This window comes from Streptomyces sp. NPDC090741 (assembly GCF_044769045.1).
Taxonomy (GTDB): Bacteria; Actinomycetota; Actinomycetes; order Streptomycetales; family Streptomycetaceae; genus Streptomyces.
In genome coordinates, this window is sequence record NZ_JBIVXF010000003.1 from 351,910 (window position 1) to 372,735 (window position 20,826).

Genomic DNA, 20,826 nt, shown 5'->3' on the forward strand with positions numbered 1-20,826 from the left:
CACTGGCAGTTGCCCGAACCGCTGACCGACGGCCACGTCGACCAGGCCACCGGCGACACCACGTTCCCCTACGCCCCCGACCGCTGGCTGGTGGTCCGCTACGCCACCGCTCCAGGAGCCGCGGCGCCCTCCGTCGCCGGCTGGATCGTCCACAGCGACTACCTGGAGAGCCGTCCTGTCGAGGACGCCGACGGCAACCCGGTGGAGGGCACCAACCCCTACCCACCCCGGGTCGCGGCCCGGCGAACCGCTGGGCATGACCTTCCTGGGCCGCCGCCACACCCTGTCCGAGGGGCCGTGGACCGAACCGCCAGCCCAGCCGCCGCACCTGACCGCGGCCGGACCGGGACTGCCCGGGTTCGCGGCCTACCAGCCGTACAACAAGGACGTCTTCTCCCTCCACGACACCCTCCAGGACCTGAAGGGCGAACTCGACAACTACCCGCCCGACGCCGCCCTCAGCTACCTCGTCGTCGGCTGGTACGGGAACAACCCCGAGTTCCTCGGTGCCGCCGCGGACATCCCCGGCCTGCTGCCCCCGGAGGCCGACGGGGTCGCGGACCTGCTGGCCGCCCTCGGCTGGGCCGCCCCCGAGGGCACCGAGGCCGGCCTGCACACCACCCTCTACCACGGCACCGCGCTCGGCATCCCCTGGCAGCGCGAGGGCGCCACCCCGCCCTCGTGCAAGCCCAGCAACATCGAACTGAGCGAGATGCTCACCCTCGGCAGCAGCACCGCCGAGGCCATGGGCCGGCTGGCGGCCCGCCAGACCCGCTCCGCGCGCACCGGGGACCTCGTCCGCTCCCTCTTCCACGGCACCCTGGAGACGCTCGACACCGGGGACGGGGAGCTGGACCTCGACACCATCACCCACCACTCCTGGTTCTCCGGTTCGAGCGGCGGACACCTCTGGCGGATCTCCCCGCGGCCCGTCGACGGCGACGTACCGGCACCGCCGCGGCCCGCCGAACCGGACTGGCTGGCCGCGCTCAACCGCACCCAGCGGCAGTACGACGGCCTCACCCCGACCCTGCTGCGGCAGCGCGAGCGCCTGTGGAACATCTGGTGGCTGCGCAACAAGCCCGTCCCGCCCTTCACCCCCGGGCGCCCCGACGGCTTCGATGCCCGGGCCGACGCGGAACTCGATCCCGACCGGGCCGGCAGTCTCGCCGCCCGCGTCCGCGCACTCCTGGCCGAACAGGACGCCCTCGCCGCCGAACTGCCCACCGGCGGCACGCCCGAGGAGCTCCAGGCGGCCATCGACGCCTACGCCTGCGCGCACGGCCTCGCCCCCGAGTACGTGCTCGAACGCACGGCGCGCGAGTCCTACTACCGCCCGGCCGACCCGGTGGTGCTGATCAGGAACACCGGCGCCACCCAGCCGCTGACCCGCGACACTCCGCTGCCCTGCCGCGTCCCCGACGCACTGCTCACCCGGATCAAGGCCGACGGGCAGTGGATCGACCGGCCCACCGCGCCGCCGGAGCCCGACCTCACCGGCCTCCCCCCGGCCTGCGCCACGCTGCTGGCAGAGTTCGCCCTGCTCGACCAGGTCGCCCGGTCCGGGCACCTCCCCTCCGCCCTGGCCGATCCGGACGGCACCGCCGGCCCCGTCCCCGAGTACACCGCACCGTGGCGCCAGCCCTGGCTGCCGATGCACATGGAGTTCGAGCTCCGCTACTGCCCCACCCCCTACCAGACCGGTGACGACACCCACTGGTCCTTCAACGGGCACCGCTACGAATGGTCCGGCGACGGCGCCCAGCCCGGGGGCGGCGAGGGCGACCTGCGCTGGCTCACCTTCAAGAACCGGGCCTTCCTCACCCCGACCGCCCCGTACGTACTGGCCCACCAGATCGACCGCTATCTGGAGACCTACTCCGACGCCCCCGCCGAGGGCCTCCTCGCGCTGAAGGACGAACTCGGCGACCCCGCTCTGCTCTCCCAGCGGCTCGACGGCTTCCACGACTGGCTGCTCCAGCAGGACGGCGCCGCCCGCACGACCGTGCACGTCCCCGCCGACACCGCCGGACTCGTCGGCGACGTCCAACGGGTGCCCGACCCGGGCCCGGTCGAACCCCCGCCCGGGGACCCCGGCAGCCCCTACCAGCCCGTGCGGGCCGGCCAGTTCTTCTTCCACGACCTGCGGATCGTCGACCGCTTCGGCCGGAGCTTCGACATCGTCAACCATCAGAACCAGGAGGGGGTCGAGCTCACGCTCGGCGACAGCGTCACACCCGACGCCATGCTCGACGACGACCTGATCGGCAGCCCCAGGTTCGTCCAGCTCGGCCCCCGGCTGCTCCAAGGAGCCCGGCTGCGCCTGGAGACGGTGCGCGCGACCGACTGGCGCCGGCCTTCGCCCATGGCCCAGGCCGACACGGCGGCGAACCCCCTGGCCGGCTGGGTCCTGCTCAACCACCTCGACCAGACGCTCATCGTGCACGCCCCCGACGGACAGGCCCTGGGGGAGGTCCGCATCGTCAGGAACACGGCCGGCCAGGACGACACCGTCTGGCTCCCGCTGCCCGGCTCCCCGCACCCCGACCCGCAGACGGACTCCTTCGCCGCCGTCCTGCCCCACCTGGCCGGCTTCCTGCGGCCCCTGCTGGACAAGCCCGCGACCGCGTTCGCCGGGCTGCTCGACACCATCGACGCCGCACTGGACACCATCTCCGATTCGGCCGCCCAGGACGACGGCTCGCCCCTGCGGCTGCTGGGGCGCCCGCTCGCCCTGGTCCGCGCCGACCTGGGCATCGAACTCGAAGGCCCGCTGGTCGGCAGTCCGGGCTGGGACGCCGTACTGGAGGAGCCCGCGGAGGAGTACGACACGTACCGCTGGGCCGTCCGGCTGGGCAGCGAACGCCTGCTCGGCGACGGGCTCGTCGGCTACTTCAGCGGAGCCTCCGGACCCGGCCAGGACACCTCGTACGAGGTCTTCCACACGATCCTGGGAGTGGGGGGCGGGGACGGCTACGTCGAGCCCATCGCCGAAGGCCGGGGCCTGGCCCTCCCCGCCCGCACCCCCGACCAGCCGGTGAAACACCACTTGACGCTGCTGATGGACCCGTACGCACCGGTGCACGCGACCACGGACATCCTTCCGGTGACCCGGGTCGCACTCCCCGACGACCTCGTCTCCGACGCGCTGCGGCGCATCCGCGCCACCTTTCGCCTGGGCCCGCTGCTCGCCCCCGAGCGACCCGCCGGCCCCGACGGGAATCCGGTCGGCGGAGTGGTCCTGCCCCAGCCCGCCTCGTGGCACGGCGCGTGGTCCTGGGCCGAACCCCGGGGCGCGGAAACGCAGTGGGCCGAGCTGGCGATCGTGCCGGCCGACGCGTCGGCGCACCCGGGTGATCCAGCGCCCCACGCCCGGTACGGCTACCTCGTACTCGACGCGACCGAAACCTCCTGAAACGCCCTGCCGGGAAGGGAAGACCCATGAGCATCCAGATGGTCAACTCCACCAACCTGCTCCCGTACGAGCCGTCCACCGACCCGAACCCCCTCCGGGTGAGCTCGCCGGAGGAGACGGAGTACGGCTCCATCAACATCAACGTCGGCGGCGGCATCACCACCCCCGCCTGGTGCAACAAGATCACCGTGCGGGTTCCGCTGGGTTCCGGCGCGGGACACCTCACCGACAACGGCGCGGCCATCAGGACCGGGGCCAGCACCGGCTGGACCCCGTCCGCCCCCAACGTGGTCGGCGGCTTCGCCGTGATCACCTTCAGCCCGGCCCGCGCGGTCCAGTTCACCGGACAGATCGTGTCCTTGACGCTGTCCAACATCGAGATCAACCGGGCACCCGGCCAGGTCTCGATCGAGATCGTGGAGAACTCCTCCCCGACGAACGGGAACTTCACCGACAAGAACGCCGCCGTCGAAGTGGACAAGTTCCCCGCCGGGTTCGTGTTCCGGAACTTCGCACCGGAGAAGATCATGGTGGAGAACGGTGAGGCGGCCGTCCTGCGCTGGGAGGGCTCGGATGCGAAGTACACGATGTACTGGGGGGACGCACCCGCCGGAGTACCGCTCGACAAGGAGCGCACCTGGACGACGCCCGTCGGGCTCACCACCGTCACCGGCTTCATGCTCCGCGCCGAGGTGTCGGAGGGGGGCACCACGCTGACGCACACCCTGACCACCGCGGTGACCGTACGCGTGCCCGACCTGGTGGTGCGGAACCTGACCGTCCAGGGGCCCGCGGTCTTCTCCGAGGCGGTCAGCCTCAACAATGCGGCCAAGGACCTCACCGTCGCCGGCAGCATCCGGGGCGCGGGCAGCAACCCGCTGCGGGTGAGTCAGCCCGCCGGGCTCAAGGTCGACGCGAAGGCCGAGGTGGCCGGTACCTTCTCGGTCGGCGGCGCGAGTACGTTCAACGACAATGTCACCGTAGCCGGGTCGCAGAACACCACCCTCACCGTGCTGGGCTCGGTGCGGGGCTCGGGGTCGAACCCGCTGCGGGTGAGCCAGCCCGCCGGGCTCAAGGTCGACGCCGCACTGTCGGTGGCCGGGACCGCCACACTCGCCGGCGCGACCACGCTGAGCGGGGCGACCACCTTGTCCGGCACCACCGTCTTCACCGGGGTGACCGAACTCTTCAAGCGCGCGCAGATCCGGTTCTGGAACCGGGGGCAGGCCCCGGGCTCCGGCAACAAGTTCACCTCCACCGCGCAGACCGACGGCATCCTGACCTGCTCGGTCAAGCAGTTCGACGCCACCAGCATGGAGAAGAACATCGGATACAAGGCCAACCTCACCCTGATCGTCGCGGGCCGCTACCACTACTGCGCGGCCCCGATGCTCCGTCAGGCCGGGGGCGGATCCGAGTACAACCTCACGGTTCCGGTCCGCAAGGGCGAACAGATCCAGGCCTGGCTGACGGTGGACGGAAGCTGCTGGTGGGAGAACGTGGCCCTGGCGCTCGCCTGGTCGGCGGCGGGCAAGCAGGCCGACCTCATGACCGTCTCCGGCGAAGCGCCCTACCTGCTGGACGACTCGGAGGAGGGCATGGCCGAATACCTGAGGCTGCTCGCCGAGGACGCCGCGCTCCCGATCGACGCCAAGCCGGAGGAGAGCGCCGAGGCACCGGTGTTGTGAGGGGGTGAGCCAGTGAGACCTGGCCCGGCGGACCGTGCTTGAGCGTTGGGTGCGGCCTCGTTCGACCGCTCATGCCGGGTGGGTTCGGCGGTGCGTGCGCCGTGGGCCGACGGCGTTTCCGGGTGATGTCGACGGCGGCCGTGGGGCTGCCCGGCACGAAGAAGGGCTGAGACCAGGGAGCCTGCGGGGCGTGCACGGTCCTGGTGGACGACCGCCGGGTGAACTCCTGCCTCACGTCCGTCGTCATGCACGACGGCGCGCGCGTCACCACGATCGAGGGACTCGCGCGCGGCGGCCGACTGCACCCCCTCCAGCAGGCGTTCACCGACACCGAGGACCCCTTGGCGGATCCCATCGGGGTCAAGGGGCTGGGGGAGATCACCATCGTGGGAGTCCCGGCCGCCATCGGGAACTCGGTGTTCAACGCCACCGGCAAGCGTCTGACGGACCTGCCCGTCAGACTGGAGGCGCTGCTCTTGCGGCGTCCCCGGGGGATGAGGACGAGCGGCTGCCGCAGGTAGCTCAGGCCATGCTCCGACTGGGGCGGGATCCGGCCGTTTCGCTGAGGGCGGCTCGCGGTCTCGGGCGGGGCTCAGAGGCGGGTTCGGGCTGTGGTGGCGCGGGGCTCGGGGTGGGTGCGGGCGGGGTGGTGCACCTGCGGGTTTCGGCCATATTTCGGGGCGTCAACCTCCCAGCCCCGTCCGGATCATGACCTGCTGTCAAGAGCGGTGCACATAGACGCTAAGATTCCGGGCCGTTGTCATATGATCATTCGCTTTCGATCGTTTGAGGGTTCTGATGGTTCGCGTGGGATCGTCGCCCGGAAGTCCAGGGCCCACCTCACCCGTCGTTTGGGCGCTGCCCGCCCTGCTGACCGCCGCCGTCGCGGCGTTCGCCGTGGTGCAGGTGTCCGCACCTGCCCGCACCCCCGTCGCCTGGGTGGGAGCCGTGGCCTTCGTGGCCGTTGCCCTCTCCTGCGGTGAGGCCGTCCGGCGCGGCAAGGCGGTCGCCGCGCTGCGGGCGACGGTCGCCGCGCAGGAGGCGGCCCTGCGGCGGCAGCAGGCCGAGACCGTACGACTCGCACAGGAGCTGCTCCCCGATGTCGTGGAACGGCTGCGCAAGGGCGAGTTCCCCGAGGAAGTGCTCGCCTCCCTGGAGGAGCTCGACACCTACGGGCCCGGCCTGACACAGGAGTTCAGGGCGGCGCACCAGGCCGTCCTGCGCTCGGTGCTCGACGCCGTCGTCGCCGAGGAGGACCTGCGCGACTCCGCGCAGCGCGCCTTCGTCAACATCGCCCGCCGCGTTCAGGCCATCGTGCACCAACAGGCCCAGGAACTGCGGGAGATGGAGGACCGGCACGGCCGCAGCCCCAAGGTCTTCGGTGACCTGCTGCGGCTCGACCACGGCACGGCCCTCATCGGCCGCCTCGCCGACTCCATCGCCGTGCTCGGCGGGGCCCGGCCCGGCCGCCAGTGGAGCAAGGCCGTCCCGCTGTACAGCGTGCTGCGCGGCGCCATGTCGCGGATCATCGACTACCAGCGCGTGGAACTGCACTCCGTCTCGCAGGTCGCCGTCGTCGGCCCCGCCGTCGAACCGCTCATCCACGCGCTCGCCGAGCTGCTGGACAACGCGACCCGCTACTCCCCGCCGCAGACCAGGGTCCACCTGACCGCCGTCGACGTGAACTCGGGCATCGCCGTCGAGATCGAGGACGGCGGCGTGAGCATGAGCGAGGAGGCCCGCAAGCGGGCCGAGCGCATGCTCCGCCAGGCCCAGCAGGGCATCGACCTCACCGACCTCGGGGAGACCCCGCGCCTGGGCCTCGCCGTGGTCGGCCGGCTCGCGCAGGCGTACGACTTCCAGGTCTCGCTGCGCGCGTCGGCGTACGGCGGCGTACGCGCCGTGCTGATCATCCCGCAGGCGCTCATCACCACGGCCGCCGCCGCGACCGGAGTCGCCCACGGCATCGGCACCGCCTCGGGCCCCCGTGCCGCCCTGCCGCCCGCCGCCGGCGCGACCACCGCCGAGCCCGGGACCACCGCTGCGTACGGGGCCCCGGACGTACGGCCGGAGCCGCCGCGCCCGGTCACCGGACCCCGGACGCCGGCCGCACCCGACGAGGTACCCGCCGTGACCGAGCGGACCCCGGGCGGCCTGCCGCAGCGCCGCCGCAAGACCCGCGCCGTGGCACCCGAGGCGCCCGCGGCAGCGGGCGGTGCCGGCACGGGCACCGGAGACCGGATCGTGGCGGCGGCCGAGGCGGCCGCCGACCGCGCCGGGCACGGGTACGCGCAGGAGACCGGCTACGCGCAGGAGACCGACTACGCGTACGGATCCGGACGCGCGCCCGATCCCGCGCCGGACCCGCAGCCCGAGGTACAGCCCGGGATGTGGCTGGCCGCCTTCCAGGGCGGCCTGTCGGGGGACAGCCAGACCGCCGCGGCCCGGAGCGGCGCAGCAAGCCAGAACACGGATGCCTCGCCGGCCTCGGCGAGCAAGGGGGAACAGCCATGAGCCAGCAGCAGACCAACATGGACTGGATGCTCAAGGATCTGGCCGAGGGCGTCCCGCAGACCCGCCACGTCATCGTCCTGTCCGCGGACGGCCTGCGCATGGCGCAGTACGGGGCGGAGACGGACACCGCGGACCGGCTCGCCGCCGCCTGCGCCGGACTGCAGAGCCTCGCCGGCGCCGTCGCCACCGAACTCCCGGGCAGCAGAGGGCGGATGCGGCTCGTCGTCATCGAGATGGACGGCGGCTTCTTCTACCTCATGGCGGCCGGGGCCGGCGCCTTCCTCGCGGTACTGGCCGACGAAGGCGTCGACGCCGGTCTGATGGGCCAGCGGATGCGCGACCTCGTCGCCCGGATCGGAGAACACCTGAGCAGCCCGCCGCGCCGCGACGGGCAGCCGGCGTGAGCAACCCGGGCGGGGACTGGGAGGACGGCACTCCCGAGCGGCTGTACGTGATCACCGGCGGCCGGAGCGGCGATTTAGACCCCGGCCACCTCGACCTCGTCACGCTGATCATCGCCAGGTCGGGGCCCAGGCCCGGGATGCAGCCGGAGCACGCGGCGATCATGCGGCTGTGCCAGTCGCCGCTCTCGCTGGCCGAGATCTCCGCGTATCTCGGCCTGCCGGTGAGCGTGGTCACCGTACTCCTCGGTGACCTGCTCGCCGCCAACCTCGTGCTCTCCCGCCCACCCGTCGCCCCCGCCAAACTCCCGGACCTGGCACTGATTGAGGCAGTCATCGATGGACTTCGAAAGCTCTGACCGGGCCACCGCGCCCCGGCGCGAGGACGCGCTGCCGGCCACGGCCGCCGCCGCAGTCAAGGTGGTGATCGTGGGCGGCTTCGGGGTCGGTAAGACGACCCTGGTCGGCTCGGTCAGCGAGATCCGGCCGCTCACCACCGAGGAGACGATGACCCAGGCCGGGGTCGGCGTCGACGACACGGCGGGCGTGGAGCGCAAGACCTCCACCACCGTGGCCATGGACTTCGGCCGCATCAGCATCAACGAGGAGCTGGTGCTGTACCTGTTCGGCACCCCCGGCCAGGAGCGCTTCTGGTTCCTGTGGCGCGGCCTGTTCGAGGGCGCGCTCGGCGCGGTGGTCCTGGTCGACACCCGCAGGCTGGAGGTCAGCTTCGACGTGATCGGCCGGCTGGAGGAGCGCGGGGTGCCGTTCGTGGTCGCCGTCAACTCCTTCCCCGACGCGCCCGAGCACCCCCTGGAGGAGCTGCGCACCGCCCTCGACCTGCCCGCGTCGGTACCGCTCGTCTTCTGTGACGCCCGCCGGCGCGAGTCCAGCCGCGACGTCCTGATGACGCTGATGCGCTACCTGCACTCCCTCGCCGCGACCCCGGAGGCATCGTGAGCACCACCCCCACCCACCAGCCGGGTCCGGCCGCCCCGCCCCCCGGCTGCCCCGCCCACCGGCGCGGTTCGCCCGCGACCCCCGCCACTGGCGGGACACGCGGGAGGGGAACGCGCCGCCGGACCATCCGCTGACGCCGATGACCGAGTGGCGGCCGGCGCGCCACCTGGTCGAGGCGTCGAGCACGAGCGGCTGCGCGCGGGCGATCACCGAGTCGCCGGAGCGCTTCGACCGCCGCGGTGTGCGCCGGTACGTGAAGCGCTTCGCCGACCGGCTGATCGACGCCTTCGCCCAGTCCGGGAAGGCCGGGGTCGATCCAGGTGATGGACCGCTCTTTCGGGCTCGGCCGCCTTGGGGTGGATCGGCCCCGCCCGGAAGGAACATCAGCAGCCGTGACTCCAGGGCGTGGTCGTGCCAGATGTGGAACAACTCCCCGTTCCAGGCCATGGACTGCACCCAGAACTCGGCGACCCGGTCGGTGAGGTACTCGGTGAGGGTGCCCAGGCGCGTCTTGTAGCAGCCGTCGATGAACTCGGTCCACTCGGGCCGGCAGAGCCGGATCTCTCGTTGGCGTACGCGGCGTCGTACTTCCGGCCGGCCGTGCAGACGTGCACGTCGGCCGGGGGGTCACGCGGTCGCCGACGCCGGCCTGGCGGGGGGTGTACGCGCCCCGACTGCGGGCCGCGTGCTCGACGATGGCTTCCTGGGACTCCACGATGCGGCGCTTGAGCACGCGCCGGGAGACGGTGGTGTTCGGCGTCGCGCCCGGGCCGAGAGGCCCATGTGGAAGTGGACCCTGGGCGATGATCGGCAAAAGTCGGCAGGCACTCGGGTGATGAGCAGGTTGCGCGGAATACATGCCGCAGCGTCAGGCGGAATGCGGGTCAGGCGTCGCCGAGGGCGGCGACGATCTCGGCGGTCGAGCTGACCTTGCCGATGCGCGGGAAGATCTTGCCGAACGAGTGGGCGTGGGACGCGGAGTCGGTGTCGGCGGTGGCGTCCTCGGCGAAGACCAGCGAGTAGCTGTGCTCCCAGGCCGTGCGGGCGGTGGACTCGACGCCGACGCTGGTGGAGATTCCGGCCAGGACGATCCGGTGGATGCCGCGGCGGCGCAGCTGGAGGTCGAGTTCGGTCCCGGTGAAGGCGCCCCAGTGGCGCTTGGTCACCACGACGTCGCCGAGGGCGGCGAGCCCGGCCGGGATCTGCGAGAACGCGGCGGGCGGGGCGGCGGCCGGGCCCGGGCGGTCCACGTCGGCGGTGGGCAGGTCGCCACCGTCGGGGGACCAGGCGACCCTGACCAGCACCACGGGCAGCCTGCGGGCGCGGAACGCCTCGGCGAGCAGGATGCCGTTCGCGAGGACCTCGGCGGCGGGCCGGGTGGTCGGCAGGGCCAGGATGCCCTGCTGGAGGTCGATCAGGACCAGGGCGGTGCCCTCGTCGAGGGTCAGGGGCGAGCGGTCGGTGCGGTCGGCTGCGGCGGTCATCCAGGCTCCTGCGGTCGTTCCGGGCGTTCCGGGCGTTCCGGGTCACGCACATGTAACCCGGCGGCGCCCCACCGGCCCGGCCTCCCCGACCCGGCGGGCGTGGCGGCGACAGGGCCGCCCGGACGCCCGACCGCGTCCGCTCAGGCGCCCGGTGCGGGCTCCGGCAGGCGCCGGGCCAGGGCCCAGGCCAGCAGGGGGAGGGCGGCGAGGGGGAGCAGGGCCGTCCGTACGGAGGTGGCGTCCGCGAGGGCGCCGATGACGGGGCTCGCCAGCCCGCCGACGCTGACCGTCAGGCCGAGGGTGACCCCGCCGGCCGTCCCCATGCGGGTCGGCAGGTAGTCCTGGCCCAGCGTGACCTGGAGCGAGAACGGCACGTACAGGGCGGCGGCCGCCAGCGCCGCGCAGACGTACACCAGGGGGAGGGGCAGGCACAGCACGCCCGCGACGGCGGGAGCGGCCGCCGCGTACGCCCGGCTGACGGTGGCGGTCCGGCCCCATCGGGCGGCCAGCCGGCCGCCCAGCAGGGTGCCGCCCGCGCTGCCCGCGAACAGGGCGAACAGCGCCACCGCCCCGGCGGTCTCACCGCCGCCGCGCTCACGCACGTACAGGGCGATGAACGTGCTCAGCCCGATGAACGCGACGGACCGGACGACCACCACGAGCGAGAGCCGCAGGAACGCCCGCCGGTCCTCGGGCCCGGGCGTCCTGGCGGACGGCGCCGCCGCCGGTCCGCCCGCCCCGTCCCGCGCCGGCCGGGGGAGGTTCAGTACGACGCCCAGCGCGGCCGGGAGGGCCAGCAGCCACCAGCCCGCCGGTCCGGGCACCGACAGGGCCAGGGCGACGAGCAACGGCGCACACGCGAAGCCGATGTTGCCGCCGAGCGCGAACCAGCTCATCGCCGTGTGCCCGGGGCCGCCCGCGGCGGTGCGGACCAGCCGCGCGGCCGCCGGGTGGTAGGCGGCCACACCCAGCCCGGACAGGGCCACGGCGGCGACGGTGGCCGGATAGCCGGCGTCCGCGCCGACGAGGGCGATGCCCAGCCCGGCGGCGGCCGTGCTCAGCGGGATCAGCCACGGCATCGCCCGGCGGTCGGCCAGCGCCCCGAACAGGGGCTGGACCACGGAGGACAGCAGGGAGGCGGCCAGCACGATGCCGGAGGCGGCGGCGTAGCCGTAGGCGCGCTCGGAGACCAGGAAGGGGACGAGCGCGGCGACGGCGCCCTGGTAGACGTCCACGCAGGAATGGCCGGCCGCGTAGGCGGCCGTGCGGCGGCGCCGCACGGGACGCGCCCCCGTTGCGGCGGGCGGCTCGGAAGTGGTCTTCGATGAGTTCACCGTTCGACGATCGCCGGTGCCGCGGGCGGCCCGCTTCCGATAAATTGCCGGGTGATGCAGAAGATCCGCCATACCCCCCGCGCCGCGACGAGCATCCGCGCGCTCGACACCCACGTCGGGATCGACCCGCACCGGCACGACGACCATCAGATCGCCTACGCCGGTTCCGGAGTGCTGTCCATCACCACCGACGCCGGCACCTGGGTGGCCCCCACCACCCGAGCCCTGTGGATCCCGGCCGGGACGGTGCACGAGCACCGCGCGTACGGGCGTACCGACCTGCACTCCGTCGGGCTGGCGACCCACCTCAACCCGCTGTCCCTGGACACCCCCGCCGTGATCGCCGTGGGACCGCTGCTGCGGGAGCTGATCCTGGCCTATACGCGGGCCCCCGAGGACGAAGGGCCCGAGCGGCGCCGGATGCTCGGGGTCCTGCTCGACCAGCTGCGCGCCGCGCCCCTGCAGCCCCTGCACCTGCCCGCGCCCTCCGACCCCCGGCTGGCGGCCGTGTGCGCCCTGCTGCACGCCGATCCGGCGGACTCCCGCGGGCTGGCGGCGCTGGGCGCGGCCGCCGGCGCCGGGGCGGGCGAGCGGACCCTGAGCCGCCTCTTCCGCTCCGAACTCGGCATGACCTTCCCGCAGTGGCGCACCCAGCTGCGCCTGCACCGGGCGCTGCGGCTGCTGGCCGTCGGCACCCCGGTCACCGCCGTCGCGCACCGCTGCGGCTGGTCCTCCGCGAGCGCCTTCATCGACGTCTTCCGCCGCGCCTTCGGCCACACCCCCGGGACCCACCCCGGCCGGCTTCCCTGAACCTACGGGCGTCCGTACCGGAGCTGGACGACGCCGTTGCCGAAGGTGCGGGTGCCCTCCAGCCGCAGCGGCACCAGCCCGCCGTCGGCGGGCGGGAACAGTGCTCTGCCGCGGCCGATGCGCACCGGGTGCACGAAGATCCGGTACGCGTCCACCAGATCGTGGCGCAGGAAGGCGGCGGCGAGATCTGCCCCGCCCACGACCAGGTCGCCTCCCGGGGCGGCCTTGAGCGCGGCGACCTCCGCCGGTACGACGTCCCGCACGAGGGTGGAGTTCCAGCCGAGGTCGGCGTCCGGCAGCGTGCGCGAGTACACGTACTTCGGCATGTCCCGCCAGATGCCGGCGAACTCGGCCTCCGGCGCGGAGGCGGCCGGGTCGGCATCGGCGGTCGGCCAGTACGCGGCCATCAGCTCGTGCGTGACCCGGCCGGACAGGAAACCGCCCAGCGGGCGGATCTCGTCGTTCATGTACTGGTGCAGTTCCTTGTCGACCCGGTGCCAGGAGATGTCCCCGTCCGGGCCCTCGAAGTAGCCGTCCAGGGACACCTGCATCATCAAGATGATGTTCCGCATGCCGATGCACGCTACATACTGGCCGGTGTGAAGACCGAAGACGGCGCAGACGACACGGCCCTGTTCACCACGGAGGGCCACACCGGGGTGATCACCCTCAACCGCCCCAGGGCCCTCAATGCCCTCACCCACTCCATGGTGTTGCGGATCGCCGAGGCGCTGACCGCCTGGGAGCAGGACCCCGCCGTCGTCCAGGTCCTCATCCGCGGCGCCGGCGAGCGCGGGCTGTGCGCCGGCGGGGACATCCGGGCCATCCACGACGACGCGAAGGCCGGCGGCGACGCCTCCGAGGGCTTCTGGCGCGACGAGTACCGGCTGAACGCGCGGATCGCCCGCTACCCGAAGCCCTACGTGGCCCTCATGGACGGCATCGTCATGGGCGGCGGCGTCGGCGTCTCCGCCCACGGCAGCGTGCGCGTCGTCACCGAACGCTCCCGCGTCGCCATGCCCGAGACCGGCATCGGCTTCGTCCCCGACGTGGGCGGCACCCACCTCCTGGCCCGCGCCCCGGGGGAGCTCGGCACCCACCTGGCCCTGACCGGGACGGCCGTGGGCGCGGCCGACGCGCTGCTGTGCGGGCTCGCCGACCACTTCGTACCCGCCGCCCGGCTGCCGGAGCTGACCGCCGCGCTCGCCGACGCTCCGGCGCACGAGGTGCCGGCGCGCTTCGCGCAGCAGCCCGCGCCGGGCGAACTGGCCGGGTGGCGCGCCTGGATCGACCGCTGCTACGCCGCCGATACCGTCGAGGAGATCGTCGAGCGGCTGCTGGCCGAGGGGGATCCGGCCGCCAAGGAGGCCGCCGAGACGATCCTGGCGAAGTCCCCGACCTCGCTCAAGGTCACCCTGGCCGCCCTCCGCCGGGCCCGGCGGCTCGGCTCCCTGGAGCGGGTGCTGGAGCAGGAGTTCCGCGTCTCCTGCCACGCCCTGCGCGCGCCCGACCTGGTGGAGGGCATACGGGCGCAGGTCGTCGACAAGGACCGCAACCCCCGCTGGTCCCCGCCCGCGCCGGCCGAAGTCACCGGCGCGGACGTGGAGCGGTTCTTCGCCCCGCTCGGGGAGGCCCGCGAACTCCGGCTGCCCTGAGGGCCGTCGGAGAGCAGGGGGCAGCCGGCCCGGTCAGCGGTAGCCGGTCACGTCGGCCGGGAGGCCCCTGTCCTGGACCTCGACCAGGTACCGCCAGGCGTCCGGCCGGCTGCCGTCGAGGTCCGTGAACCCGTACGCGCGGGCCAGCTGCGCGCTGGAGAGCGACTGCCCGTTCCAGCGCGCCACCTCCGGGTCCGCGGCGAGCGCGGCGACGCCCCGCCCGACGTACGAGGGGGTCTCGGAGATGGCGAAGTGCGGCATCTGCTCCAGCGCGTCCCGCCAGTTCGCCTCGGTCACCCCGAAGTTGTCGAGCATCATCTCCGAGCGCAGCCAGCCCGGCGTCAGCGCCACCGCCGTCGCCCCGCGCGGCCCCAGCTCGTGCCCGAGCGCGAACGCCATGCGCAGGACCGCGGACTTGGCGAGGTCGTAGAAGAACGAGACGCGGTAGTTGGCCGCGTTGTATTCGGCCGTACCGTCCGTCATCTCCACCACCAGCCCGCCCGGCTCGCGCAGCAGCAGCGGCAGCGCGAAATGGCTCGTGATGGCGTGGGTGTCCACCGCGAGCCGCAGGATCCGCAGCCCGTTGTCCAGGTCGTGCTCCCACACCGTGCTGTCCCACTCGAACAGCCGCTCGCCGCCCCAGATGTCGTTCACCAGCACGTCCAGGCGCCCCTGCTCGGCGCCGATCCGCCCGACCAGCGCCTCCACCTGCGCCGGCACCAGATGGTCCGCGACCACCGCGATGCCCCGCCCGCCCGCCGCCGTGACCAGTTCCGCCGTCTCCTCGACGGTCTCCGGCCGGTCGTACTCCGAACGGCTGCCGCGTGTACTGCGGCCCGTCACGTACACCGTCGCGCCCTGCGCGCCGAGCTCGACCGCGGTGCCCCGGCCCGCGCCCCGCGTCGCCCCGGCCACCAGGGCGACCTTGCCTTCGAGGGTCCGCCGCTCTTCCGCCATGCCCCGACCCTACGCCGCCACCTCCCGCCGGGCACGCCGGCGCGGGCGCGCGGACGACCCGCGCCGGTGGCCGGATCGGCGCCCTTACGAGGCCGGCGCACGGGTGGGTACGACTGGTCCCGAGATCCGCCCGAGAACCGCCCGTGCCCCTCGGAGGTGTACGCCCGATGACCACTGCCGGCATGACGAGCTTCGACGAGATCTACGGACTCCCCGACCCGCGGGGATACTTCGGCCGACTGGGCCCGTACGCCTACCAGACCCCGGGGCACGCCCAGCCGGTGTTCCGCGCCCTGGCCGGCGAACTCGCCCCGGAGCGGCGGACGGTGCTCGACGTGTGCTGCTCGTACGGGATCAACACCGCGCTCCTCAACCACGACGTCACCCTCGACGAGCTGTACGCGCGCTACACCTCGCCGAAGGCGGCCGGGCTGACCACCTCCGAACTCGCCGACCAGGACCGGAAGTTCTACGCGGCCCGGCGCCGCCCCGACGCCGTGCGGGCCGTCGGCATCGACGTGTCGGGCCCCGCCCTGGAGTACGCGGTGGCCGTCGGACTGCTCGACGAGGGGCACTGCGTGGACCTGGAGGCCGAAGAGCCGGGGGAGGGGCTGCGGCGCTCCGCCGCCGGCACGGGCCTGATCACCATCACCGGCGGCACCAGCTTCCTCACCGGACGCACCTTCGCCCGCCTGCTCACCGCCGCCGGCCGGTCCGCGCCGGTGGCCGCCTTCGTCCTGCGCACCCACGACTACCGGCCGATCTCCCGCTGCCTGGAGTCGTACGGACTCACCGTCGAGCGGTCCGCCGCCACCCAGCCGCAGCGGCGCTTCACCGACCCCGCCGAGCAGCAGCGCGCGGTGGCCGCCGTCACCGCGCTCGGCGAGGACCCGGCCGGCAAGGAGTCGGCGGGGTACTTCCACACCCGGCTGCACCTGGCCCGTTGACCCCTCCCGGTACCCGCCGCCCGAGGGACCGCGGAACGGACTTGTCCAACCAGCACTCCAGGCCGCACTGTTGCCCGAGATTCGTCCACTCGCCCAGACGGTCAGGAGACCCGGCTTGTCACCCGACAGCGCACCCGCGCCCGCGTACGCCATCGACCCCGCCGGCGGCTGCCCGCACGCCCTCAATGCCCGGCTGCGCGCCCGGGGCGCCGTGGCGGACGTCGTCCTGCCCGGCGGGGTGCCCGGGGCCGTCGTCCTCGGACACGAGGCGCTGAAGGAGTTCCTCGCCCACCCCGACGCGGCCAAGGACGCCCGGCACTTCCCCGCCCTGCACGACGGCACCATCCCGCCCGACTGGCCGCTGCGGGTGTTCGCCAACGCCCAGGGCATGCACACCGCCGACGGCGCCGACCACCGCAGGCTGCGCTCCCTGGTCGGCAATGCCTTCACCGCCCGCCAGGTGGAGCGGCTGCGGCCGCGCATCGAGGAGCTGACCGCCGGGCTGCTCGACGACCTCGCCCAGGCGGCCGCCGAAGCCCCCGACGGTGTCGTGGACCTGCGTTCCCGCTTCGCGCTTCCGCTGCCGATGAGCGTCATCTGCGAGCTGCTCGGCGTGGATCCCGAGCACCGGGACCGGCTGCACCACCTGTCCCACACGGTGATCATCGCCACCGACACCACCCCCGCCGAGGTGATGGCCGCCGTACGGGAGCTCGTCGAGCTGATGGGCACGATCGCCGGCGCCCGCCGGGAAACCCCCGGCGAGGACCTGACCAGCGCGCTGATCGCCGCCCGCGAGGACGACGGCGACCGGCTCAGCGAGGCCGAACTCATCGGCACCATGCGCCTGATGCTGGTCGCAGGACACGAGACCACCCTCAACCTGATCGGCAACGCCGTCCGCGCCCTGTGCACCCACCGCGACCAGCTCGCCCTGGTCCAGGAGTCCAAGGCCACCTGGTCCGACGTGGTGGACGAGACCCTGCGCTGGGACGCACCGGTCAGCTGGTTCCCGTTCCGGTACGCCGCCCGCGACCTCACCGTCGACGGGACCGTGATCCCGCAGGGCACCCCGGTCCTCGCCGCCTACACCTCGGCCGGCCGCGACGAGGCCTTCCACGGCCCGGACGCCGACCGCTTCGACCTCACCCGCCCCGGCGCCGCCCGCCACCTCTCGTTCGGGCACGGCGCGCACTACTGCGTGGGCGCCCCGCTCGCCCGCCTGGAGGCCACCATCGCCCTGGAGCGGCTCTTCACCCGCTTCCCCGATCTCGACCTCGCCGTCCCCGAGGCCGAACTCCCGTACCTGCACAGCTTCATCGGCAACAGCGTCGAATCCCTGCCGGTCCGGCTGAACTAGCCGACCAGCCGACCAGCCGACTAGCCGCGGCCGTCGCCGGGCGGCGAGAGCTCCGTGCTCAGCCAGCCCAGCGCGTCCGCGTACATCGCCGTCCAGGTCTGGAAGTTGTGGCCGCCGGACGGGCGGACCAGGGTCTTCACCCGGACCCCGCTGCCCGCCGCGGCCCGGCTGAAGGCCTCCAGCTGCGCCGGCGGGCTGTCCTTGTCCTGCGCAGAGGTGGCCAGGAACAGCCCGACGTCTGCCCCCTTGGCCTGCCGGACCAGCCACAGCGGGCTGTTGCGCTCTCGCAGCACCGGATCGGCCAGCACCCCCGGATCCCCGCCCAGCGGATCCGGGTCCAGGGCCGCCCCCGCCCGGAACACCCTCGGGTACTGCAACGGCAGTTTGACCGCGCAGAACGCACCCGTCGAGACTCCCATCAGCCCCCAGCCCTTCGGCTCGCGCAGGGTACGGAAGTTCTTCGCGACCAGGTCCGTCACGTCCTGCGCGAGCCAGCTGGCCACCTTCCGCGTCGGCGTGTTGCTGCAGTCGGTGTTCATCCCGCCCGGGTAGACATCCGGGATCACCACGATGAACGGGAGCGCCGCGCCCAGCCGGACCAGCTGGTCCAGCGACTCCGGCATGCCGCCCAGGTCGATCCAGGTCCGCGGCGAGCCCGGATATCCGTGCAGCAGCATCAGCACCGGGAACCGGGTCCTCTCCGCACCCGGCGCCCTGTACTCGGGCGGCGTCCACACGATCACCTGCCCGGCGAGTTTCGAATGCGAGCCGCGGAAATAGGTGCTCTGCGTACCGTCCCCGCCCTGGGTGAACTTGGCCCGGCCCAGCGGCGGCCCCGTCATCGCCGAGGAGTTCTGCGCGTTCTCCGTGCCCAGCAGGTCGTTCCACGAGGAGTAGAGCCCGTAGCTGCCGTTGATCCACGCCGCGATCACCGCGATGGACGTCAGCTGGCACAATGCGATCATCAGCACCCGCACGGGCCAGCGCACCCACCCCGGCCCGGGGATCCGGTTCCACAGCAGCAGCGCGGCGAGCATCGCGAGCACGGTGACGGCAATGAGGGTGACGAGGAACGACGTACTGGTCAGCTCCACGAGGGCCGGCTCCTGACGTGCGGGTCGGTTTCCCAGGATGTCCGCATCATGCCTTCCTCCCGGGTCCCGGCCGGACACGCACCGACACCGAGTGCCACCCGGTCGCCCCGTCGGGGACGGTGCCCCTGCGCTCACCCGTCTGCACGGCGCCCGTACCGTCCGTGGCACGGACCTCCAGCGTGTGCCGCCCGGGGCTCGCCTCCCACACCCACACCCACTCCCGCCAGGTGTCATTGCCGTCCGCCGCCCCGAGCCGGGCCTCCTGCCACGGGCCCGCGTCCACCCGTACCTCCACCCGGGCGATCCCCCGGTGCTGCGCCCACGCCACCCCCGCCACCGCCACCCGCCCTTCCTGCGGCTCGGCGGACGGGCGCGGGGTGTCGATCCGGGACTGCGTCTTGACCGGCCCCTGCTGCGCCCAGGACCGGCGCACCCAGTACGCGTCGTACGCCGCGAAGGTCGTCAGCCGCAGCTCGGTCAGCCACTTGCACGCCGAGACGTACCCGTACAGGCCCGGTACGACCATCCGTACGGGGAAGCCGTGCGCGAAGGGCAGCGGATCGCCGTTCATCCCGACGGCCAGCAGCGCCTCCCGGCCGTCCATCACCGTCTCGACGGGCGTGCCGATCGTCATTCCGTCCACCGAGCGCGCCACGAGCTGGTCCGCCGGCCCGCCCTGCGAGGGCGGCCGGACCCCCGCCTCGCGCAGCAGGTCGGCCAGGCGCACGCCGAGCCAGCGGGCATTGCCCGCGTACGGGCCCCCGACCTCGTTCGACACGCAGCAGAGGGTGATGTCGTGCTCGACGAGCGGGCGGGCCAGCAGCTCGGGCAGCCCGAATTCGAGCGGGGTGGAGACGCCCTCGCCGTGGATGCGCAGCCGCCAGGTGTCCGCGTCCACCCGGGGGACGACCAGCGCGGTGTCCACGCGGTAGAAATCCCGGTTGGGCGTCAGGAAGCGGGAGATCCCGGGCACCGGCAGCTGCGCGCCGGGCGGTACGGGCGGCGCGGGCACGGCCGGCTTCGGCAGAACCAGGTCCGCCCGCGAGGCCGTGGCCCCGGCCGAGCCGTACGCGCCGAGCCGCCGCCCCGCGTACCCGATCCCCGCCGAGGCCACGAGGGCCGCGCCGACCAGCCGCCCGAAGCCGCGCCGGTCCATCGACCAGGCCCCGCCCGGCGGCGCGCCCACCGGACGGGGCGTGGTCAACGCGCGGACCAGCAGGTACAGCACCCCGGCCGCGCCCAGCCCGCCGACCAGCGACGGGAGCGCGTCGTGCCAGGTCGCCTCGGGCCGGCTGAGCGCGGCCACCGCCCCGACCAGCCCGAAACAGCCGGCGAGCGCGATCCCGGCGGGCAGGTGCCGTACGGCGAGCACCCCGGCCAGGGCGGCCACCGCGCCCAGGACGAGGACGATCCCGAGCGCCAGCAGCAGTTTGTCGGCGGTGCCGAACTCGCGGATCGCCCATTCCTTGACGCCAACCGGCGTACGGTCGACCACGGCTCCGCCGACCGCGGTGACCGGGGAGGCCTCCGGCCGGACGGCCGCCGCGGCCAGCTCCGCCAGGGCCAGTCCGGCGCAGGCGGCGACCAGCCCGCAGACGGCGCCGCCCAGGAGGCGGCGCCGCCGCCCGGGGTCCGCCTTCACACGGGTCGTCATGAGCAAGTCACCGTCCGCGTCACCGTTCGAGTCACCGTCCGCGAGGTCGTCCGCCGGGAAGCCGGCAGTTTCCAGTGTGACTCCGACCAGGGCGGACCCGCGTCCGCCCGCGCCCGTTCGGGTCAGTGCACGGGCGTCGGCGCCGGCGGCACCCGGCGGGCGGTGCGCGCTGAGCCGTCATGCACGGGGCTGGCCCTCGGAGGCGACCCGCTCGGCGGCCCGCCGGGCCATGGTCTCCAGGTGGTCCTCCGCTCCCGCGCCCGGCCTGCGGGTGGCCAGCTCGCCGCGCTTGCGCAGTTCCACGACCCCGTCGGTGAGCAGTTCCCGCAGATCGGAGCGGCGCAGTACGTCCTGGGCCCGCTCGGCGGACTGCCGTAACCGGTCGAGCGTGGGCTGTTCGAGCTGCGCGTGCTGTGCGTGCTGTTCGTGTTGTGCGGACTGCCCGGGCTGTCCGGGGCGCTCGTGTCCGGTCTGGGACATGCTCGGTGCACTCCTGCTGGCGTCGGGCCGTGTGACGGCGTGGGAAGGGGCGACCGCCGGATGTTCCGACGGC

Annotated in this window: 18 protein-coding genes and 1 pseudogene; 12 read left to right on the forward strand and 7 right to left on the reverse strand. The window is 73.6% G+C overall.

Going from position 1 to position 20,826, the window contains the following annotated elements; all coding sequences use genetic code 11:
- The first annotated feature begins 256 nt into the window (after nucleotides 1-256).
- The 8 genes and pseudogenes from ACIQU4_RS11210 to ACIQU4_RS11245 all read left to right on the forward strand — a co-directional run bounded on the left by ACIQU4_RS11210 (nucleotide 257) and on the right by ACIQU4_RS11245 (nucleotide 9,495).
- A complete protein-coding gene (locus ACIQU4_RS11210; RefSeq protein ID WP_403728236.1) occupies nucleotides 257-3,415 on the forward strand; it encodes a hypothetical protein in 3,159 nt (1,052 codons plus the stop codon).
- Between the two features lie 26 nt (nucleotides 3,416-3,441).
- Complete coding sequence (locus tag ACIQU4_RS11215; protein WP_403728238.1) at nucleotides 3,442-5,103, forward strand: hypothetical protein; 1,662 nt, start codon at nucleotides 3,442-3,444, stop codon at nucleotides 5,101-5,103.
- A 146-nt stretch (nucleotides 5,104-5,249) separates the two neighbouring features.
- Nucleotides 5,250-5,438: pseudogene (locus ACIQU4_RS11220) on the forward strand ((2Fe-2S)-binding protein); the annotation flags it as partial.
- Between the two features lie 463 nt (nucleotides 5,439-5,901).
- Nucleotides 5,902-7,617 carry a sensor histidine kinase gene (locus tag ACIQU4_RS11225; protein ID WP_403728239.1) on the forward strand — a complete coding sequence of 572 codons (1,716 nt, stop codon included), beginning with the start codon at nucleotides 5,902-5,904 and terminating at the stop codon, nucleotides 7,615-7,617.
- Nucleotides 7,614-8,021 (forward strand): roadblock/LC7 domain-containing protein, encoded by a 408-nt coding sequence (locus tag ACIQU4_RS11230; protein ID WP_366102036.1) that lies wholly within the window; start codon nucleotides 7,614-7,616, stop codon nucleotides 8,019-8,021. The genes ACIQU4_RS11225 and ACIQU4_RS11230 overlap by 4 nt, the downstream gene beginning before the upstream one ends.
- On the forward strand, nucleotides 8,018-8,377 hold the full coding sequence (locus ACIQU4_RS11235) for a DUF742 domain-containing protein (protein ID WP_403728241.1): 360 nt from the start codon (nucleotides 8,018-8,020) through the stop codon (nucleotides 8,375-8,377). Before ACIQU4_RS11230 ends, ACIQU4_RS11235 begins: the two co-directional genes overlap by 4 nt.
- Nucleotides 8,358-8,978, forward strand: a complete 621-nt coding sequence (locus ACIQU4_RS11240) for a GTP-binding protein (protein ID WP_403728243.1) — start codon at nucleotides 8,358-8,360, stop codon at nucleotides 8,976-8,978. Before ACIQU4_RS11235 ends, ACIQU4_RS11240 begins: the two co-directional genes overlap by 20 nt.
- 139 nt (nucleotides 8,979-9,117) lie before the next feature.
- Nucleotides 9,118-9,495, forward strand: coding sequence for a hypothetical protein (locus ACIQU4_RS11245; protein WP_403728245.1), 378 nt, complete (start codon nucleotides 9,118-9,120; stop codon nucleotides 9,493-9,495).
- A 367-nt stretch (nucleotides 9,496-9,862) separates the two neighbouring features.
- On the opposite strand, the gene ACIQU4_RS11250 is transcribed toward ACIQU4_RS11245, so the two are convergent.
- Together ACIQU4_RS11250 and ACIQU4_RS11255 are read right to left on the reverse strand one after the other, a co-directional pair.
- Nucleotides 9,863-10,462, reverse strand: a complete 600-nt coding sequence (locus tag ACIQU4_RS11250) for a hydrolase (protein ID WP_403728247.1) — start codon at nucleotides 10,460-10,462, stop codon at nucleotides 9,863-9,865.
- Nucleotides 10,463-10,602: 140 nt separating this feature from the next.
- Nucleotides 10,603-11,742, reverse strand: a complete 1,140-nt coding sequence (locus tag ACIQU4_RS11255) for an MFS transporter (protein ID WP_403728534.1) — start codon at nucleotides 11,740-11,742, stop codon at nucleotides 10,603-10,605.
- A 108-nt stretch (nucleotides 11,743-11,850) separates the two neighbouring features.
- On the opposite strand from ACIQU4_RS11255, the gene ACIQU4_RS11260 reads away from it, so the two are divergent.
- The gene (locus tag ACIQU4_RS11260) at nucleotides 11,851-12,606 is read left to right on the forward strand and encodes a helix-turn-helix domain-containing protein (RefSeq protein ID WP_403728249.1); all 756 of its coding nucleotides are present in this window, start codon (nucleotides 11,851-11,853) and stop codon (nucleotides 12,604-12,606) included.
- Nucleotides 12,607-12,608: 2 nt separating this feature from the next.
- Here the strand turns inward: ACIQU4_RS11260 and ACIQU4_RS11265 are convergent, their stop codons facing one another.
- On the reverse strand, nucleotides 12,609-13,178 hold the full coding sequence (locus tag ACIQU4_RS11265; protein ID WP_403728250.1) for a dihydrofolate reductase family protein: 570 nt from the start codon (nucleotides 13,176-13,178) through the stop codon (nucleotides 12,609-12,611).
- 27 nt (nucleotides 13,179-13,205) lie between these two features.
- On the opposite strand from ACIQU4_RS11265, the gene ACIQU4_RS11270 reads away from it, so the two are divergent.
- A complete protein-coding gene (locus ACIQU4_RS11270; protein WP_403728252.1) occupies nucleotides 13,206-14,261 on the forward strand; it encodes an enoyl-CoA hydratase/isomerase family protein in 1,056 nt (351 codons plus the stop codon).
- Between the two features lie 33 nt (nucleotides 14,262-14,294).
- Here ACIQU4_RS11270 and ACIQU4_RS11275 read toward each other — a convergent pair whose 3' ends face one another.
- Nucleotides 14,295-15,218, reverse strand: a complete 924-nt coding sequence (locus ACIQU4_RS11275; protein ID WP_403728253.1) for an SDR family oxidoreductase — start codon at nucleotides 15,216-15,218, stop codon at nucleotides 14,295-14,297.
- A 167-nt stretch (nucleotides 15,219-15,385) separates the two neighbouring features.
- On the opposite strand from ACIQU4_RS11275, the gene ACIQU4_RS11280 reads away from it, so the two are divergent.
- Both ACIQU4_RS11280 and ACIQU4_RS11285 read left to right on the forward strand, forming a co-directional pair.
- Nucleotides 15,386-16,165: a hypothetical protein gene (locus tag ACIQU4_RS11280; RefSeq protein ID WP_403728255.1), complete on the forward strand. Its 780-nt coding sequence runs from the start codon at nucleotides 15,386-15,388 to the stop codon at nucleotides 16,163-16,165.
- Between the two features lie 115 nt (nucleotides 16,166-16,280).
- Nucleotides 16,281-17,525, forward strand: coding sequence for a cytochrome P450 (locus tag ACIQU4_RS11285; RefSeq protein ID WP_403728257.1), 1,245 nt, complete (start codon nucleotides 16,281-16,283; stop codon nucleotides 17,523-17,525).
- 20 nt (nucleotides 17,526-17,545) lie between these two features.
- Here ACIQU4_RS11285 and ACIQU4_RS11290 read toward each other — a convergent pair whose 3' ends face one another.
- From ACIQU4_RS11290 to ACIQU4_RS11300, 3 genes are all read right to left on the reverse strand, one after another.
- A complete protein-coding gene (locus ACIQU4_RS11290; protein ID WP_403728259.1) occupies nucleotides 17,546-18,619 on the reverse strand; it encodes an alpha/beta hydrolase in 1,074 nt (357 codons plus the stop codon).
- Nucleotides 18,620-18,665: 46 nt separating this feature from the next.
- Nucleotides 18,666-20,273: a molybdopterin-dependent oxidoreductase gene (locus tag ACIQU4_RS11295; RefSeq protein ID WP_403728261.1), complete on the reverse strand. Its 1,608-nt coding sequence runs from the start codon at nucleotides 20,271-20,273 to the stop codon at nucleotides 18,666-18,668.
- A 177-nt stretch (nucleotides 20,274-20,450) separates the two neighbouring features.
- A complete protein-coding gene (locus ACIQU4_RS11300; RefSeq protein WP_403728263.1) occupies nucleotides 20,451-20,753 on the reverse strand; it encodes a hypothetical protein in 303 nt (100 codons plus the stop codon).
- Nucleotides 20,754-20,826: the final 73 nt, after the last annotated feature.

Bases quoted from the DNA above. Each gene is read 5' to 3' on its own strand.
- ACIQU4_RS11210 (WP_403728236.1), top strand. From the start codon at position 257: ATGACCTTCCTGGGCCGCCGCCACACCCTGTCCGAGGGGCCGTGGACC.
- ACIQU4_RS11215 (WP_403728238.1), top strand. From the start codon at position 3,442: ATGAGCATCCAGATGGTCAACTCCACCAACCTGCTCCCGTACGAGCCG.
- ACIQU4_RS11225 (WP_403728239.1), top strand. From the start codon at position 5,902: ATGGTTCGCGTGGGATCGTCGCCCGGAAGTCCAGGGCCCACCTCACCC.
- ACIQU4_RS11230 (WP_366102036.1), top strand. From the start codon at position 7,614: ATGAGCCAGCAGCAGACCAACATGGACTGGATGCTCAAGGATCTGGCC.
- ACIQU4_RS11240 (WP_403728243.1), top strand. From the start codon at position 8,358: ATGGACTTCGAAAGCTCTGACCGGGCCACCGCGCCCCGGCGCGAGGAC.
- ACIQU4_RS11245 (WP_403728245.1), top strand. From the start codon at position 9,118: ATGACCGAGTGGCGGCCGGCGCGCCACCTGGTCGAGGCGTCGAGCACG.
- ACIQU4_RS11250 (WP_403728247.1), bottom strand. From the start codon at position 10,462: ATGACCGCCGCAGCCGACCGCACCGACCGCTCGCCCCTGACCCTCGAC.
- ACIQU4_RS11260 (WP_403728249.1), top strand. From the start codon at position 11,851: ATGCAGAAGATCCGCCATACCCCCCGCGCCGCGACGAGCATCCGCGCG.
- ACIQU4_RS11265 (WP_403728250.1), bottom strand. From the start codon at position 13,178: ATGCGGAACATCATCTTGATGATGCAGGTGTCCCTGGACGGCTACTTC.
- ACIQU4_RS11275 (WP_403728253.1), bottom strand. From the start codon at position 15,218: ATGGCGGAAGAGCGGCGGACCCTCGAAGGCAAGGTCGCCCTGGTGGCC.
- ACIQU4_RS11280 (WP_403728255.1), top strand. From the start codon at position 15,386: ATGACCACTGCCGGCATGACGAGCTTCGACGAGATCTACGGACTCCCC.
- ACIQU4_RS11295 (WP_403728261.1), bottom strand. From the start codon at position 20,273: ATGACGACCCGTGTGAAGGCGGACCCCGGGCGGCGGCGCCGCCTCCTG.
- ACIQU4_RS11300 (WP_403728263.1), bottom strand. From the start codon at position 20,753: ATGTCCCAGACCGGACACGAGCGCCCCGGACAGCCCGGGCAGTCCGCA.